Consider the following 15446-nt stretch of genomic DNA (forward strand, 5'->3'; position numbering starts at 1 on the left):
GGGGATTGGTGCCAAGATCGGCCCCATGATCGAGGCGACCGGGCTGACGAAGCACTACGGCCGCACCGTCGCGGTCGACAACCTGTCCTTCACCGTCAGCGAGGGTCGGGTGGCCGGCTTCCTCGGCCCGAACGGCGCAGGCAAGTCGACGACGATGCGGATGATCCTCGGCTTGGACAAACCGACCGCCGGTGACGTGCGCATCGACGGGCAGCACTACTACGACCTGCACCAGCCGCTGCGCACCGTCGGCGCCCTGCTGGACGCGAAGTGGGTGCACCCCAACCGATCCGCGCGTGCGCACCTGCGGTGGATGGCCGCGGCGACGAAGCTGCCGCGCTCCCGCGTCGACCACGTGCTGGAGCTGGTCGGGCTCGGCGCGGTCGCCAACAAGAACGCGGGCGGCTTCTCCCTCGGCATGTCCCAGCGCCTGGGCATCGCCGCCGCGCTGCTCGGCGACCCGCGGGTGCTGCTGTTCGACGAACCGGTCAACGGGCTCGACCCCGAGGGCATCCTCTGGATCCGCAAGTTCATGCACCAACTGGCCGACGAGGGCCGCACCGTCTTCGTCTCCAGCCACCTGCTCTCGGAGATGGCGCAGACCGCGCAGGACCTCGTGGTGATCGGCCGGGGCAAGCTGATCTACCAGGGCACCGTCGACGAGTTCATCGCCAACGCCACCGAGAGCACCGTGCTGGTGCGCAGCCCGACGCTGGAGAAGCTGGGTGAGCACCTGCTCGCCGCTGGCGCGGGGATCAGCGACGACGGTGACGCGCTGCGGGTGTCCGGGATGGACAGTGCGACGATCGGCGAACTGGCCGCGGCCCGCCAGATCACCCTGCACGAGCTGAGCCCGCAGGTCGGCTCGCTCGAGCAGGCGTTCATCCACCTGACCGGCGACACCGTCGAGTACCGCACCGAGGAACCGGCGGTGGGCGCCGCCGAGGAAGGGCCGACGGCATGAGCCTGCTGGAAGCGGAGCGGATCAAGCTGGTCACCACCCGCTCGCCGTGGTGGTGCGGGCTGCTGGCGATCGTGCTGCCGGTGGGGCTCACCGCGCTGATCGCCACCCAGGCGGGCGGTCCCGGCTCAGACGAGTTCACCGCGAGCGGGACCCAGCTGCTGACCAGCCTCGGCCGCTCGGTGGTGATGGTGATGGCGGCGCTGTCGATCACCAGCGAGTACCGCTTCGGCACCATCCGCGGCACGTTCCAGGCGGTGCCCAACCGGGCGGCCGCGTTGCTGGCCAAGACCCTGGTGACCGCGGTCCCCGCGGTGCTCATCGGCGCCGTGGTCGGCTTCGGCAGCTGGGCGGTGTTCCGGCTGATCCACCCGGATCCGGGGCTGGCACTGGATTCCGCGGCCGACTGGCGCGCGGTCGCTGGCCAGCCGCTGGTGTTCGGCCTCACCGCGGTGCTCTCGCTCGGCGTCGGCATCCTGATCCGCCAGACCGCGGGCGCGGTCGCGGTGCTGCTGGTGTACTCGCTGCTGGTGGAGGGCCTGGTCGGGCTGATCCCGAAGATCGGCGACGACATCCAGCACTGGCTGCCGTTCTTCGCCGCCGACCGGTTCCTCGGTCTGCAGGCCGACGACCCGCGCCTGCGGGATCTGCCGCTGGGCCCGTGGGGTTACCTGGCCTATTTCGCCGCGGTCGCGGTCGCCGTGCTGGTCGCCGGAATCTTGTCGGCGCGGCGCCGGGATGCCTGAAGGACTTCCGACCCTGGCGGCAGGGCGCGGAGTTTCCTACAACAAGCAGCAGGATTAAGACCACGTTAAGTAGGTGTGAGCCCAACCACACGTTGCGGACTTCAGTCGGCTCCCGGGGTCAGATGGACTCAAGGACCCGTCTCGGAACCCATGGAGGTGGACCTTGACGGTGCTTGACGCCAGCACGGACGACGGCCTCAACAGCGGCGCGGGCGGATCAGCGAGCGCGCCCCGGCAGCGGCGGCGGTCCGCACCCGCCGGGTACGGCCTGCACGTCGAACCGATGATCGGCCTGGAGTGGTCGGAAGCGCTCGAACAGCCCGGCGGTCCGCCTGCCACCGCGCCTGCCGACGCCCGCCGGGCGTGGGTGCACCGCGCGCCGGAACCCCAGGTCATCGCGCTCTACCGGGCCGTGGTGGCCGCCGATCCCGCGTTACCCGCGCCCTGGTGGCTGCGCGCGGTCGCGGCGGGTGAGCTCACCTCCCGGCGGGAGGGGTTCGCCGTCGAGGACCGGGTGGCCAAGCTGCTCGACGCCAGACCGGGCTGGATCTTCGTCCCCTGGGGCGTCGACGGCGACTCGGGCTACTGGGAGTACATGCCCTCCGAGCGCGCGCTGGCCGAACCGGGGATGCCGACCACGCTGGCGCACACTCACCGGCACCCGGGGTGGATCGACGTGATCCCGGTGCACGCGGGTCGGGCGCCCGCGTCGATCCGGGTGCACGGGCTGGCCGACCTGCGGGCCAACCTGTCCCGACTGGAGTCCCTGCGACCGTGGAACCGGCCGGATGGCACCCTGAGCGGGTGACACCGACCGACCAGGTTCCCCGCAAGCGCACCGTCGTCAGCTTCGTCAACCGCGCGGGCCGGATGACGGTGGGGCAGGCCCGAGCCTGGGAGCGGTCGTGGCCGGATCTGGGCAAGCACGTCGCCGAGCTGCCCGACGGCCCGCTGGACACGGCTGGCTGGTTCGACCGGGACGCCCCCGTGCTGCTGGAGATCGGTTCCGGGATGGGCGAGACGACCTCGCAGCTGGCGCAGGCCGCGCCGGAGCTCAACTACCTGGCGATCGATGTGTACGAGCCGGGCCTGGCGCAGTTGATCCTGCGCGCGGAAGCGATGGGGCTGACCAACCTGCGAATGCTGCGCGGTGACGCGGTCGTGCTGCTGACCGACCACGTCGCCGCGGCGTCGCTGTCGGGCGTGCGGATCTTCTTCCCGGACCCGTGGCCGAAGAAGAAGCACAACAAGCGGCGGTTGGTGCAGCCGGAGTTCATCGCGCTGATCGCCGCGCGGCTGGTCCCCGGCGGCACGGTGCACCTGGCCACCGACTGGGCCGAGTACGCCGACCAGATGCTCGAGGTGCTCTCCGGGGAGCCGCTGCTGCGCAACCGCTTCGACGGCTGGGCGCCCCGCCCGGACTGGCGGCCGGTGACGAAGTTCGAGGCCAGGGCCCGGGAAGAGGGGCGAATCAGTCGCGACCTCATCTTCGAACGAGTGAATGACTAACGGTCAGTTACGTCGTCTCCCGCAGGACCACACGTCCGAGTAGTCGAGGCCGTCGGTTCCCGTACCGATATCCAGTGATGTGACCGCCCTGCGCGACGAGCCCGCCCCGACCGTAGCCCGCACCACCGCGCCGCTCACCGCGCCAGCCCCGACGGGCGCACCCGCCCAGTCCGGCCCGGTCGCCTTCGCCGCGACCGCGGTGCCCGAGCCGCCCACCGTGGTCACCACCCCGGTGGCCCCGCCGACCCGGATCCCGCCCGCCCGGTCGACGGCGACGCCGCTCTACGACGCGGCCGAGCGGTTCCTGCGCGCTTTCCACGAGGCGCGGCCCAAGGCGGGCCCGATCGACGCCCGGCTGGCCAAGGTCCGCGCCGAGATCGCCGCGACGTGCACCTACCGGCACACCCCGGCCGAGCTCGCCTACGGTGCCCGGCTGGCGTTGCGCGAGAGCGGCTGGTGCCCGGAGAGCATCCCGTGGCGCGGGTTGCTGGTCCGCGACCTGCGCGAGGTGCGCACCGCGGCCGACGTCGCCGCCGAGTGCTTCCGGCACCTGCGGATGGCCGCGGGCGGCGGCAGCATCCGGCCGGTGGTCAGCGTGTTCGCGCCGGACTCGCCGTGGCGGCCCGGCCCGCGCATCCGCAACGACCAACTGGTCCGCTACGCCGGGTACCGCGAGCCGTCGCACGTGCTCGGTGACCGCAGGTACGTCGACTTCACCACCGGCGTCTGCAAGCTCGGCTGGCGCCCGCCGACCCCGCGCGGCCGGTTCGACCTGCTGCCGCTGGTGATCGAGTCCGGTACCGACGGCGTTCGGCTGTTCCCGATCCCGCGCGACGCCGTGCTCGAAGTCCGGCTGACGCACCCCGAGCTGCCCTGGTTCGCCGAACTCGGTCTGCGCTGGCACGCGGTGCCGGTCATCGCCAACACCCGGCTGAGCATCGGCGGCATCGACTACCCGGCCGCGCCCTACAACGGCGTCTACATCTGCCGCGCCATCGGTGAGGACGTCCTCGGCGAGGACGCCGCCTACGGGCTCGCCGCGGCGGTCGCCGAGCGGCTCGGGCTCGACACCTCCCGCGAGCGCACCCTCTGGCGCGACCGCGCGGCGCTGGAGCTCAACCGCGCGGTCCTGCACTCCTTCGACAAGGCGGGCGTGAGCATCGAGCACTCGGCCGATGTCTACCTGCCCGCGGGCGACCACGGGGACCGCCCGGCCTTCGTCCGCTAGGCGGTCGGTACCGGTTCCCGCTCCTGGGCCGGGTCGGCGGGCGGCGGGGTGGGTGCCTTCCTCGGCGCGATGACCACCTTGTCCGGCGCGCCCTCGAGCACACCGCCCGCGGGGTCGTCGCCGGGGAAGCGGCGGGCCAGGTCGCGCTCGGGGTGGTAGATCTCGCGGATGATGATCACGCAGATCAGCACCACGGCCAGGTCGCGCAGCACCACCGTGCCGAGGAACCACTCCTCCGGCAGGCCCTTGTTGCTCTCGCCCAGGTAGTACATCATCCGCGGCACCCAGACCAGGGCGTCGATGGTCATCCAGGCCAGCAGCAACTTCCACCTGGGCAGCGCCAGGATCGCCAGCGGGACCAGCCACAGGCTGTACTGCGGGCTCCACACCTTGTTGGTCAGCAGGAACGCGGCCACCACCAGGAACGACAGCTGCGCGACCCTGGGCCGGGTCTTGGCGTGCAGCCCGATGAACCCGATGCCCACGCAGCAGGCCACGAACAGCAGCGCGCTGACCAGGTTCAGCCAGGTCGGCGACTCGCCGAAGGGCACTTGGCCGTCGAAGCCCTCCCAGCCGGTGAACTTCATCAGCACGTTGTAGATCGAGTCCGGGTCGGCGCCGCGCTCGGAGTTGCGCCGGAAGAACTCCCACCAGCCCTGCCGGTACTGCTCCGGGATGATCAACCAGGCGTTGCAGATCCCCCAGGTGAACGCGGCCAGACCGGCGGTGCTCCACCAGTCGCGCATCTTGCCCGAGCGCAGGCACAGGATCAGCAGCGGACCGAGCAGGAACGCCGGGTACAGCTTCGCCGCGGCGCCGAGTCCGATGAGGATGCCCGCCATCCCGGTCCGCTTGCGCGACCAGGCCAGCAGGGCGGCCGCGGCGAACGCGGTGGCCAGGGTGTCGAAGTTGGTGAACGCGTGCACCGCCACCAGCGGGGACAACGCGATGAAGGCGACGTCCCACGGTCTATGTCGGGCCGTTCGACCGGTCGTCCAGATGGTGATCAACCACGCGATGGACAGCCACAGCGCGCTGATCGTGAAGTAGATGACCACCGGCAGCGCCGTGGGCAACCACCCCTGCGCGGCGAGCTCCACGTACCCGTGGGTCAGCTTGGCGTTGACCCACTGGAACATGCCGGTCAGCACCGGGTACTCCATGTACCGCAGCTGCTGGGTGGGCTTGCCCTCGTCGTCGTACCAGGACGTCTTGTAGGGGAAGGTGTCCGGTTTGTCCAGCCGCTCGGCGGTGTAGAGCGGGACGATGTCGGAGTAGCACATCGCCACGAACGGCCGGTTGGACCGCCAGTCCAGTTCGAGCTTCTCGCCGGAGTTGTACTGCTGCACGCAGGCGGCCTTGGTGAACCAGCCCAGCGCCAGCCCGACCACCGCGAGCAGCAGCGCCACCCGCAGCGGGGTCCAGAACCAGTGCCTGCCCACCACGGCGTGCTTGCCGAGCGGGCCGCCGATGGGACCGGTCGCGCCCCTGCCGATCGACTCGGACCAGGACGGGCGCACCCGCTCCTGCTCGCTGAGCGTCGCGGTGTCGGCCACCTGGCCGCCGGTGGGTACGACCATGACCGGGGACTCGCCTGCGGCTCCGGGCTCAGCCGACGGCTCTGACCCGGTCGCTACCGGTCGCTCGGCCTCGTCTGGCCGCTCTGGATCGCCTGGCACGCGGCGATGCTACGGCCTTCGGTGTGCGGACGGGGTAGGGCGGCGGGCGGAAAACGCCCTGGCGCGCCCGTTCGCGAGCAGGTGTCTCGGGGCTCGAAACTCCTGGTGGACCCCAGGAACGACCCAGGGCCGCGGACCAGGTGGTCCGCGGCCCTGGACCGCTAGTTGTTGCCCGGTAGTGGGACGTCGGTCCCGGTCGGGTTGGGTGGTGTCGGTTTCGTCGGCCGCGTCCTGGTCGTGGTGGCCGACGGGTCCGGGTCCTCGGTTTCGGTGGTCGTGGTGACCACCGGCGGCGGCACGTCCGTTGTCGTGGTCGGCGGGGTGTTCTCCGTCGGCTTCGGCTTGGACTCGCTGGTCTGGGTCGGCTTCTCCGCCTCACCGATGGCCACGAACCGGGGGAAGTTCTCCTTCGGCGCGTCCGCGAGGTAGGCGTTCATGAACTTCTGCCAGACCTTGCCCGGCAGGCCGGAGCCGTAGACCGTCTTGCCGCCCGCGTCCTTGAGCGGCGCGCCGCTCTCCGCGCTCAGCGCCACCGCGACCGACACCTGCGGGGTGTAGCCGACCATCCACGCCTTCGCGTTGTCGGCGGTCTCCACGCCCTGCGGGTTGGTGTACTGGTGGGTGCCGGTCTTGCCCGCGCACGGCCGGTCCTTGGCGCACTCGATCTTCGAGGACTTCGGGATCGGCAGCAGCGACTCGGTGACGTTGCGGGCGATCTTGGCGTTGTTGTCCGGGTTGTTCGGGTCGAACGCCAGGCTCTCGGCGTAGGAGGGCTCGCCGGAGGCCTCCCAGGCGGTGGCGCCGTCCGGGTACTCGATCTTGGCGACCAGGTGCGTCGGCCTGCGCACGCCGCCGGAGGCGAAGGTCGCGTACGCGCCAGCCATGTCCCTGGCGCTGACCCGGGTCATGCCACCGCCGATGGCGATGTTGAGGTCGAGCGCCTTGGACAGGTCCGCGGTGATGCCCGCTTCCTTGGCCGCCTCGGCCACGCCCGCCGGTTTCACGTCGTTGTAGACCATGTCGCTGAACACCACGTTCAGCGACTCCTTCATGGCCTGGGCGACCGTGCACTCACCGCAACCGGGCTTGCTCGCGTTCTTGACGACCTTCGACCCGCCGAAGCTCTTGGGCGTGCTGTCGTACATCTCCTGCAGGCCCTTGCCCATCTTCAGCAGCCCGACCAGGTCGAACGGCTTGAACGCCGACCCCGGTTCCTGCTTGATGTTGGCCCAGTTCGTGCCGTTGGGGTCGCTGCCGGGGTAGTAGGCGAGGATCCCGCCGGTCTTCGGGTCGACCGCGACCGTGCCCATGTGCATGTTCGCGGGCTGGTTGGCCATCACCTGGCTGACCGACTCCTCCAGCAGCTGCTGCGCGCGGGGGTCGATGGTCGTGGTGATCTTGTAGCCGTTCTGCTTGAGCCGCGCCTCGTCGTAGCCGAGGTCCTCCAGCTCCGCGGCCACCAGGAACGGGATCTTCGCCCGCGGCCCGGTCAGCGCGGCCTGCTTGTTGGCCTCGGGGTCGAGCGGGGTCGGGAAGGCCGCCGAGGCCTTCTCCTCCTGCGACATCCAGCCGTTCTCCACCATCCGGCCGGAGACGTAGTCGTAGCGCCGCTGCTGGTACTCCGGCAGCTTCGACTTGGCCGGGGTCTGGATCATGCCCGCGAGCAGCGCCGCCTGCGGGCGGGTGACCTGGCGCAGGTCGTCGACGCCGTAGTAGGCCTTCGCCGCGGCGGCAATACCGTAGGCGCCCCGGCCGAAGTACACCGTGTTGAGGTACGCGGTGATGATGTACTTCTTGTCGTAGGTCTTGTTCATCTTGTAGGCCTTCACGACCTCGACCCACTTGCGGGAGAGCGTGGGGTCGTCGTTGCCGCTGGCCTGCTTGATGTACTGCTGGCTGATCGTCGAACCACCGCCGCCGCCACCGGTGGCGTTGTTCCACACCGCGCGCATGATGCCGCCGATGTCGAACCCGGAGTTGGTCTCGAAGGTCTGGTCCTCGGCCGCGTAGACGGCGTGCTTGATGTCGTCGGGGATGTCCTCCGGCTTGAGCATCACCCGGTTCGCGCCGGACCCGGCGATCTTCGACATCTCCTCGCCGTTGTTGTAGAGCAGGGTGACGACCTTGGCCTGGCTGGCCGCCACGTCCTCCGGGTTGTCCACGTCGACGAGCTGGTAGGTGATGAAGAAGGCCAGGATCGGACCGATGATCATCAGGGCCGCGGCGACGTAGATCGTGCGCCGCACCCGCCGCCAGATCTTCTTCTTGCGCATGGCGCGCAGTTCCTCTTCGGTCGGACCGGTGTCCTCGTCGTCGGGACCGTCGGCGTAGCCCTCCTCCAACTCGGGCTCGCGGTGGGTCAGCAGCTGCGGCTCGGACCGGACCTGGCCCTGACCGGGCGCCTTGGTCATGAACACCGTCGGCGCCTCGCCGGGACCGGGTCGCCCGCCGGGGCCGATCGCGACGGTCTGGTCGGCGGAGCGGTTCGGGTCGGCACCGGCCCCCGGCCTCGCCATGGCCATGGTCGGGTCGGCCGGGCCGGGACCACCGGGCCTGCGCGGACCACCGGGGACGCCCATCACCGCCGTGGGTCCCGCCGGGCCGGGCCCGCCAGGACCAGGACCGCCGGGGCCACCAGGCCCACCGGGGCCGCGCTGACCGGGGCCAGGCCCACCAGGCCCGCGACCGCCGGGACCACCGACCGGACCAGGCCCACCGGGTGCACCTTGACCGGGCCCACCAGGGCCGGGGCGGCCGGGCCCGCGACCGCCGGGGGCTCCCGTCGGCGCGGGACCACCCGGACCGGGGCCCGCTTGACCGCGACCGGCTGGCGCGTCCTGGCGGCCACCGCCGCGGTTGTCCTGCTGCCCGCCGTCGCCGTCGTCCTCCCAGAGCGGGCTCCAGAATCCGGTGCGCTCCTCGGACTGACCGGCGGGTTGCCCCGCCTTGGCGCGGCCCGCGTCCGGCTCGTCGCCGGTCGGCCACTGCGGCTCCGGCCGTCGGCGCTGGTCACTGTGGTCGTTCACGAAAAAGCCTCCCAGACCGGCATCCCGGGGCGGGACGTCGTTCGGTGGTCACGCGCGGCAACGCACAGGTGCTCGCGGGGGACATGGTCACGCAAAGCACCTCACTCGGCTGCCGTCCTCCTACGGGTGGGGATCCCCCCGGTACCCAGGACGTACGACTGCACCAGGTGGTTCCACGAGCAGGTTCGACAAACTTCGACGGTGTAGACGGAGAACTCCTCGAACACCGCCGCCATCCGCGCCAACTCCTCCGGCGCGCGGGCCGAGCCGGAGGCGTGCTTGAGCTCGTCCCCGTACACCCAGCTGACGTTGGTCAGGTGTTCCTTCCGGCAGACCGGGCAGGTCACCTCGGTCGGCTGGCCGTGGAACTTCGCGGCGCGCAGCAGGTACGGGTTGGCGTCGCACACCTCGTTGGTGCCGACGCGACCCGAGTAGACCTCCGCGAGCAGCGACCTGCGCTGCAACGCGTAGTCGACCACCTGCCGCTGCGTTCGCACGACGACAGCCTACGCGGCGGCGTTATCACGGCGGTGAGCCGATTGGTCGCGTCGACATGCGCCGCCCTCCCCATTCGTGATCAGCGTGTGCCGTGACCGGCGCCGATACCCCCGTCCGTGCGAACCCGGACGGGTGACGGGCCCGGACGTGGCGATTGACACAGGCGATCACGTTGGCCAAGCTCGCGATGTATCGGCACGATATAATTTGTCAGTAGGTCGACCCGACATCGTGGGGGCCGACATCGTGCCCTGGCGGAAGGGGGTGCCCCGTGCTCGAGTTCGCGATCCTCGGGTTGCTCCACGAGGCCCCGATGCACGGCTACGAGCTGCGCAAGCGCTTGCACGACCTGCTCGGCACGCTGCGGACGTTCTCCTACGGCTCGCTCTACCCGACGCTGCGGCGGCTGCTGCGCTCGGGTTGGATCGCCGAGGAGACCCCCGACGGCGACCGGTCGTGGGGCAGGCGCGGCAAGCGGGTCTACAAGCTCACCGCGGAGGGCAAGGAGCACTTCGCGGACCTGCTGGCCGACGCGGGCCCGCAGACCTGGGACGACGAGGGCTTCGGCGTCCACATGGCGTTCTTCTCCAGGACCCCGGCCGAGGTGCGGATGCGCATCCTCGAGGGCAGGCGGCGCCGGGTCGAGGAGCGCAGGGAGGGCCTGCGCTCGTCGATGGCGCGCGCGGGTGAGCAGATCGACCGCTACACCCGGGAGCTGCACCGGCTCGGCCTGGAGACCAGCGAGCGCGAGGTGCGCTGGCTCAACGAGCTGATCGCCAGCGAGCAGAGCGAGCAGCGCGACCCACCGGATTGACCCGCAGGCAGGCAGACAGGCGCCTGTGACGAGCAGACCCGCGCCACGCGCGGCTGGAAACGAGAAGGAGAACCGGCATGGGCGAGAACCGCCAGAGCGTGCGGGTGGCCATCGTCGGCGTCGGCAACTGCGCGGCGTCGCTTGTGCAGGGCGTGCACTACTACCGCGACGCCGACCCGACGACGCGGGTGCCGGGCCTCATGCACGTGCAGTTCGGCGACTACCACGTGCGCGACATCGAGTTCGTCGCCGCGTTCGACGTCGACGCCAAGAAGGTCGGCCGCGACCTGTCCGAGGCCATCGTGGCCAGCGAGAACAACACGATCAAGATCTGCGACGTCCCGCCGCTGGGCGTGTCGGTGCACCGCGGGCACACCTTCGACGGCCTCGGCGAGTTCTACCGGGAGATGATCACCGAGTCCGACGAGGAGCCGGTGGACGTGGTCGCCGCGCTGCGCGAGGCCGAGGTCGACGTGCTGGTGTCGTACCTGCCGGTCGGCTCGGAGGACGCGGACCGCTTCTACGCCCAGTGCGCCATCGACGCGGGCGTCGCCTTCGTCAACGCGCTGCCGGTGTTCATCGCCTCCGACCCGGAGTGGGCGGCGAAGTTCACCGAGGCGGGCGTGCCGATCGTCGGCGACGACATCAAGTCGCAGGTCGGCGCCACGATCACGCACCGGGTGATGGCCAAGCTGTTCGAGGACCGCGGCGTCGAGCTGCAGCGGACCTACCAGCTCAACTTCGGCGGCAACATGGACTTCATGAACATGCTGGAGCGCAAGCGGCTCCAGTCGAAGAAGATCTCCAAGACGCAGTCGGTGACCTCGCAGATCCCGCACGAGATGGCCAAGGCGGACGTGCACATCGGCCCGTCGGACCACGTGCCGTGGCTCGACGACCGCAAGTGGGCCTACGTGCGGCTGGAGGGGCGCTCCTTCGGCGACACCCCGCTGAACCTGGAGTACAAGCTCGAGGTCTGGGACTCGCCGAACTCGGCAGGCGTGATCATCGACGCCGTGCGCGCCGCCAAGATCGCCCTGGACCGGGGCATCGGCGGCCCGATCCTCTCCGCGTCCTCGTACTTCATGAAGTCCCCACCCGAGCAGTACGCCGACGACGACGCCTTCGAGGCCGTCGAAGCCTTCATCCGCGGCGACGTGGAGAGGTAACCGCAACGTTCGCAGGGGCCGCCATCCGTTCTCGGGTGGCGGCCCTTTCGCGTCAGCAGGGGGTCACGATCTGGTCGCGCAGTGCGAAGACCTGGGCGGAAGCTGATCTGTTAAGTCGCTGTTCACGTGGACGTTCGCTCCACCTGAACTGGGGCTCCTAGGTTCACGCCGTTCCCACTGACTGTCCGCAACCACGGAGGTTCCGTGACCACCACCGACGGCCGGATCTCGCTGCCGCTGCTCCCCCCGAACCACCCGCTCGGCCGGTCCGCGGTCACCTGCGAGTACCGCTGCGCGAACGCCTGCTCGCACGAGGCGCCCAACACCTCGGACAACGCGTACTTCGGTGACGTGGTCCGCTCCATCGTCAGCCGCCGCGGCATGCTCAAGGCCGGTGCGGTGCTCGCCGTCGCAGGTGCCGGTGTCGCCGGGCTGGCCGGTACCGCCGCCGCGCACCCCGACCACGGTGGCCACGGCGGTCACGGCCGCCCGCGCGGCCCCAAGGGCCTGGACTTCACCGCCGTCGCGCCCAACCGCGAGGACCGGATCGTCACCCCCGAGGGCTACCAGAACGCCGTCGTGATCCGCTGGGGCGACGCGGTGCTGCCCGGCGCGCCGACCTTCGACTTCGACAACCAGACCGCCGCCGCGCAGGCCAAGCAGTTCGGCTACAACAACGACTTCTGCGGCTTGGTCCCGCTCGACCACGACTCGTACCTGATGGGCTCCAACCACGAGTACACCACCGAGTCGTTCATGTTCAAGGGCTACTCCTCGGCGAACCCGACCGAGGAGCAGGTCAAGATCGGCTGGGCCGGGCACGGCTTCTCCGTGGTGCGCGTCGACCGCGAGCGCCGCAGCGGCAAGCTCGTCCCCAAGGTCGACCGCAAGTACAACCGCCGGTTCACCGTGACCACGCCGTACGAGGTCGTCGGCCCGGCCGCGGGCAGCCAGTTCCTGCGCACCAACGCCGACCCGACCGGCCGCCGCATCCTCGGCTCGTTCGGCAACTGCGCCGGTGGCGTGACCCCGTGGGGCACCATCCTCTCCGGCGAGGAGAACTTCAACGGCTACTTCGGCAACGGTGACAAGGTCACCGACCCGGTGGCCGTGCCGCGCATCGCCCGCTACGGCACCCCCAAGGGCGAGAGCACCCGCAAGTGGGAGCGGTTCGACCCGCGCTTCGACCTGTCGAAGGACCCCAACGAGTTCAACCGGCACGGCTGGATCGTGGAGATCGACCCGCTGGAGCCCAACGCCGCGCCGGTCAAGCACACCGCGCTCGGCCGGTTCAAGCACGAGGGCGCCACCATCCAGATCGCCCGCGACGGCCGCGTCGTGTGCTACCTGGGTGACGACGAGCGCTTCGACTACATCTACAAGTTCGTCTCCAAGGACCGCTACCGCCCGGGCAACAGCCCGTCGGCCCGCGCGCACAACAAGAAGCTGCTCACCGAGGGCACCCTCTACGTCGCGCAGTTCACCGGCGACAGCCCGGTCGCCGAGATCGACGGCACCGGCAAGCTGCCCGCCGACGGCGCCTTCGACGGCTCCGGCAAGTGGATCCCGCTGGTGTCGGGCACCAAGTCCCTCGTCGACGGCTTCACCGCCGAAGAGGTCTACGTCTTCACCCGCCTGGCCGCGGACAAGGTCGGCGCCACCAAGATGGACCGCCCGGAGGACGTGCAGCCCAACCCGGTCAACGGCCGCGTGTACGCCGCGCTGACCAACAACACCGACCGCGGCAAGACCGGTGCCAAGGAGGGCCCGACCGAGATCAACCCGCGCAACGGCAACAAGCACGGCCACGTCCTGGAGTGGGAGGAGAGCCGGGGCGACCACACCGCCACCACGTTCTCCTGGAAGCTGCTGCTGGTCTGCGGCGACCCGAACACCGCGGACACCTACTTCGGCGGCTACGACAAGACGCAGGTCAGCCCGATCTCCTGCCCGGACAACGTCGCCTTCGACCGCCACGGCAACCTGTGGATCGCCACCGACGGCAACGCGCTGGGCTCCAACGACGGCCTGTTCGCGGTGCCGGTCGAGGGCCGCTACCGCGGTTACGTCAAGCAGTTCCTCACCGTGCCGGTCGGCGCCGAGACCTGCGGCCCGGTCATCGAGGACGACTTCATCCTGGTGTCGGTGCAGCACCCGGGTGAGCTCGACGGCGCGAGCGCCGACAACCCGCTGGCCCACTGGCCCGACGGCGGCACCTCGCAGCCGCGCCCGTCGGTCGCGGTCATCTGGAAGTCCGGCTGCCGCATCGGCGAATAAACCGGATTCCCCCTGGGGCCCGTGCGCTTTCCGCTGCGCACGGGCCCTAGGTTTTCGGCATGCCCCTAGCCCTGATCACCGGCGCCACCCGCGGCATCGGCGCCGCCACCGCCCGCGCACTGGCCCCCACGCACACCCTGCTCCTGGGTGGCCGGGACGTGGCGGCGCTCGAAGCCTTGGCCGCCGACCTCCCCGACGCCCGCCCCTGGCCGGTGGAGCTGACCGACGCCGACGCGCTCGCCGCCGGTGTCGCCGATCTGTCCGAAGTGGACGTCCTGATCCACTCGGCAGGCATCGCCCGCGTCGGCCCCCTCGCCGACGCCACCGCTGCCCGCTGGCGCGAGATGTACGAGGTCAACGTCATCGCCCCCGTAGAACTGACCCGGCTGTTGCTGCCCGCCCTGCGCGCGACGCGCGGCCACGTGGTCCTGGTCAACTCCGGCGCGGGCCGCAACGCGCACCCGGGTTGGGGCCCGTACGCGGCGAGCAAGTTCGCCCTACGCGCCTACGCCGACGTCCTGCGCGGCGAGGAACCCGACATCCGCGTGACCTCCATCTACCCCGGCCGCACCGACACGGCCATGCAACGCACAGTCCGCACCGACGAGGGCGGCCCCTACGAGCCCGACCGCTACCTCACCCCCGACTCGGTTGCCGCCGCGATCCGAGCCGCCGTCCTCGCGACGCCGGAAGCCCATCCCACCGAGGTGATCATCCGTCCCCGCTAGTCCCACGACGATTCGGCTGACCGATGCCCTGGTGGGGTCGGTCGACGCCGAAGAGGTCGGGGTAGCCAATGTCGTGAACTGCACCGAGCACGAGCCCATTGGCCGGGTGGGGTCTGGGCGTCGGTCACGGGTGCACGGCGGAAGTGCGCTGGGAAAGCGGCGCACTGAACTTGGCAGGCGACCAAGGCCGCCGTGAAGTCCACTCCCATCACCCGGCGGGTCCGGCAGTTGCGGCTCTACGCCTGGCTCGGCCTCGGCACCGCGGCGGCGGAAGGGCTGGCATCCATGCCGTTCTTCGACGCAACCCCGGCGGACCGAGGGTTTCGTGTCGCCGTGGCCGGGGTTGGCCGACGTCTGGCTGGTCGATCCGCCGCCGGTGGTGTTGGCCGGGTTCGCCGTGGCGATCGGGGCCGTGATCGGGTTGATCGCCGCGCGGGTGCACGCGGACGCGGCCAGGGTGGTCCGGTATGGACAGTCATTTCTCGATTCGAGGAGCCATCCGCCCGGCGGCGGTTCCAACTGGCTGCCAGAGGAAAGCGACCATCCAGCCGCTGATCGGCGGCACGACGGCCATGGACTTCCTCCGCTCGGAGATCACTGCGGCCGGGCAACCCGAGAAGCCGTGGCGACCGGGTGCCCGCGATGACGACGACCCGTTCGGAATCATCTGGTCATGGGCTCGGCATCGAGACCTACGGGATCCCCGGCCAGATCTTCAGCGTGCCGGTGCGGTTGGACATCGCCGACGGCGCGCACTCGATCAACGAGATGACCTCCTAGCAGACCGACAACGCCACCGACGGCGCGCGGA

Annotated in this window: 14 protein-coding genes; 10 read left to right on the top strand and 4 right to left on the bottom strand. The window is 70.6% G+C overall.

Annotated features, from left to right (window positions below; translation table 11 throughout):
• Positions 1–25: 25 nt before the first annotated feature.
• The 5 genes from JOD54_RS06035 to JOD54_RS06055 all read left to right on the top strand — a co-directional run bounded on the left by JOD54_RS06035 (position 26) and on the right by JOD54_RS06055 (position 4444).
• The gene (locus JOD54_RS06035; RefSeq protein WP_204449587.1) at positions 26–964 is read left to right on the top strand and encodes an ABC transporter ATP-binding protein; all 939 of its coding nucleotides are present in this window, start codon (positions 26–28) and stop codon (positions 962–964) included.
• Positions 961–1707, top strand: a complete 747-nt coding sequence (locus JOD54_RS06040) for a hypothetical protein (protein WP_204449588.1) — start codon at positions 961–963, stop codon at positions 1705–1707. The genes JOD54_RS06035 and JOD54_RS06040 overlap by 4 nt, the downstream gene beginning before the upstream one ends.
• 163 nt (positions 1708–1870) lie before the next feature.
• Positions 1871–2515: a hypothetical protein gene (locus JOD54_RS06045; protein ID WP_372440268.1), complete on the top strand. Its 645-nt coding sequence runs from the start codon at positions 1871–1873 to the stop codon at positions 2513–2515.
• Positions 2516–2577: 62 nt separating this feature from the next.
• On the top strand, positions 2578–3216 hold the full coding sequence (trmB, locus tag JOD54_RS06050) for a tRNA (guanosine(46)-N7)-methyltransferase TrmB (protein ID WP_443602178.1): 639 nt from the start codon (positions 2578–2580) through the stop codon (positions 3214–3216).
• A 79-nt stretch (positions 3217–3295) separates the two neighbouring features.
• Complete coding sequence (locus tag JOD54_RS06055) at positions 3296–4444, top strand: nitric oxide synthase oxygenase (protein WP_307859861.1); 1149 nt, start codon at positions 3296–3298, stop codon at positions 4442–4444.
• Here the strand turns inward: JOD54_RS06055 and JOD54_RS06060 are convergent.
• The 4 genes from JOD54_RS06060 to JOD54_RS06075 all read right to left on the bottom strand — a co-directional run bounded on the left by JOD54_RS06060 (position 4441) and on the right by JOD54_RS06075 (position 9646).
• Complete coding sequence (locus JOD54_RS06060; protein WP_204456111.1) at positions 4441–6024, bottom strand: glycosyltransferase family 87 protein; 1584 nt, start codon at positions 6022–6024, stop codon at positions 4441–4443. The two genes, JOD54_RS06055 and JOD54_RS06060, sit on opposite strands and share 4 nt — an antisense overlap.
• A 260-nt stretch (positions 6025–6284) precedes the next feature.
• Positions 6285–8702, bottom strand: a complete 2418-nt coding sequence (locus JOD54_RS06065) for a transglycosylase domain-containing protein (RefSeq protein WP_204449590.1) — start codon at positions 8700–8702, stop codon at positions 6285–6287.
• Positions 8702–8971, bottom strand: coding sequence for a hypothetical protein (locus tag JOD54_RS34960; protein ID WP_204449591.1), 270 nt, complete (start codon positions 8969–8971; stop codon positions 8702–8704). Before JOD54_RS34960 ends, JOD54_RS06065 begins: the two co-directional genes overlap by 1 nt.
• Before the next feature lie 279 nt (positions 8972–9250).
• Positions 9251–9646 (bottom strand): DUF5318 domain-containing protein, encoded by a 396-nt coding sequence (locus JOD54_RS06075; RefSeq protein WP_204449592.1) that lies wholly within the window; start codon positions 9644–9646, stop codon positions 9251–9253.
• Between the two features lie 272 nt (positions 9647–9918).
• On the opposite strand from JOD54_RS06075, the gene JOD54_RS06080 reads away from it, so the two are divergent.
• The 5 genes from JOD54_RS06080 (at position 9919) to JOD54_RS06100 (ending at position 15415) form a co-directional block, all read left to right on the top strand.
• Positions 9919–10461, top strand: a complete 543-nt coding sequence (locus tag JOD54_RS06080; RefSeq protein WP_204449593.1) for a PadR family transcriptional regulator — start codon at positions 9919–9921, stop codon at positions 10459–10461.
• Between the two features lie 77 nt (positions 10462–10538).
• A complete protein-coding gene (locus JOD54_RS06085; protein ID WP_204449594.1) occupies positions 10539–11630 on the top strand; it encodes an inositol-3-phosphate synthase in 1092 nt (363 codons plus the stop codon).
• Positions 11631–11834: 204 nt separating this feature from the next.
• Complete coding sequence (locus JOD54_RS06090) at positions 11835–13907, top strand: PhoX family protein (RefSeq protein ID WP_204449595.1); 2073 nt, start codon at positions 11835–11837, stop codon at positions 13905–13907.
• Positions 13908–13966: 59 nt separating this feature from the next.
• On the top strand, positions 13967–14635 hold the full coding sequence (locus JOD54_RS06095) for an SDR family oxidoreductase (RefSeq protein ID WP_204449596.1): 669 nt from the start codon (positions 13967–13969) through the stop codon (positions 14633–14635).
• Between the two features lie 642 nt (positions 14636–15277).
• Positions 15278–15415 carry a hypothetical protein gene (locus JOD54_RS06100; RefSeq protein ID WP_204449597.1) on the top strand — a complete coding sequence of 46 codons (138 nt, stop codon included), beginning with the start codon at positions 15278–15280 and terminating at the stop codon, positions 15413–15415.
• The last annotated feature ends 31 nt before the right edge of the window (positions 15416–15446 follow it).

It is taken from the genome of Actinokineospora baliensis (genome assembly GCF_016907695.1).
Classification (GTDB): Bacteria; Actinomycetota; Actinomycetes; order Mycobacteriales; family Pseudonocardiaceae; genus Actinokineospora; species Actinokineospora baliensis.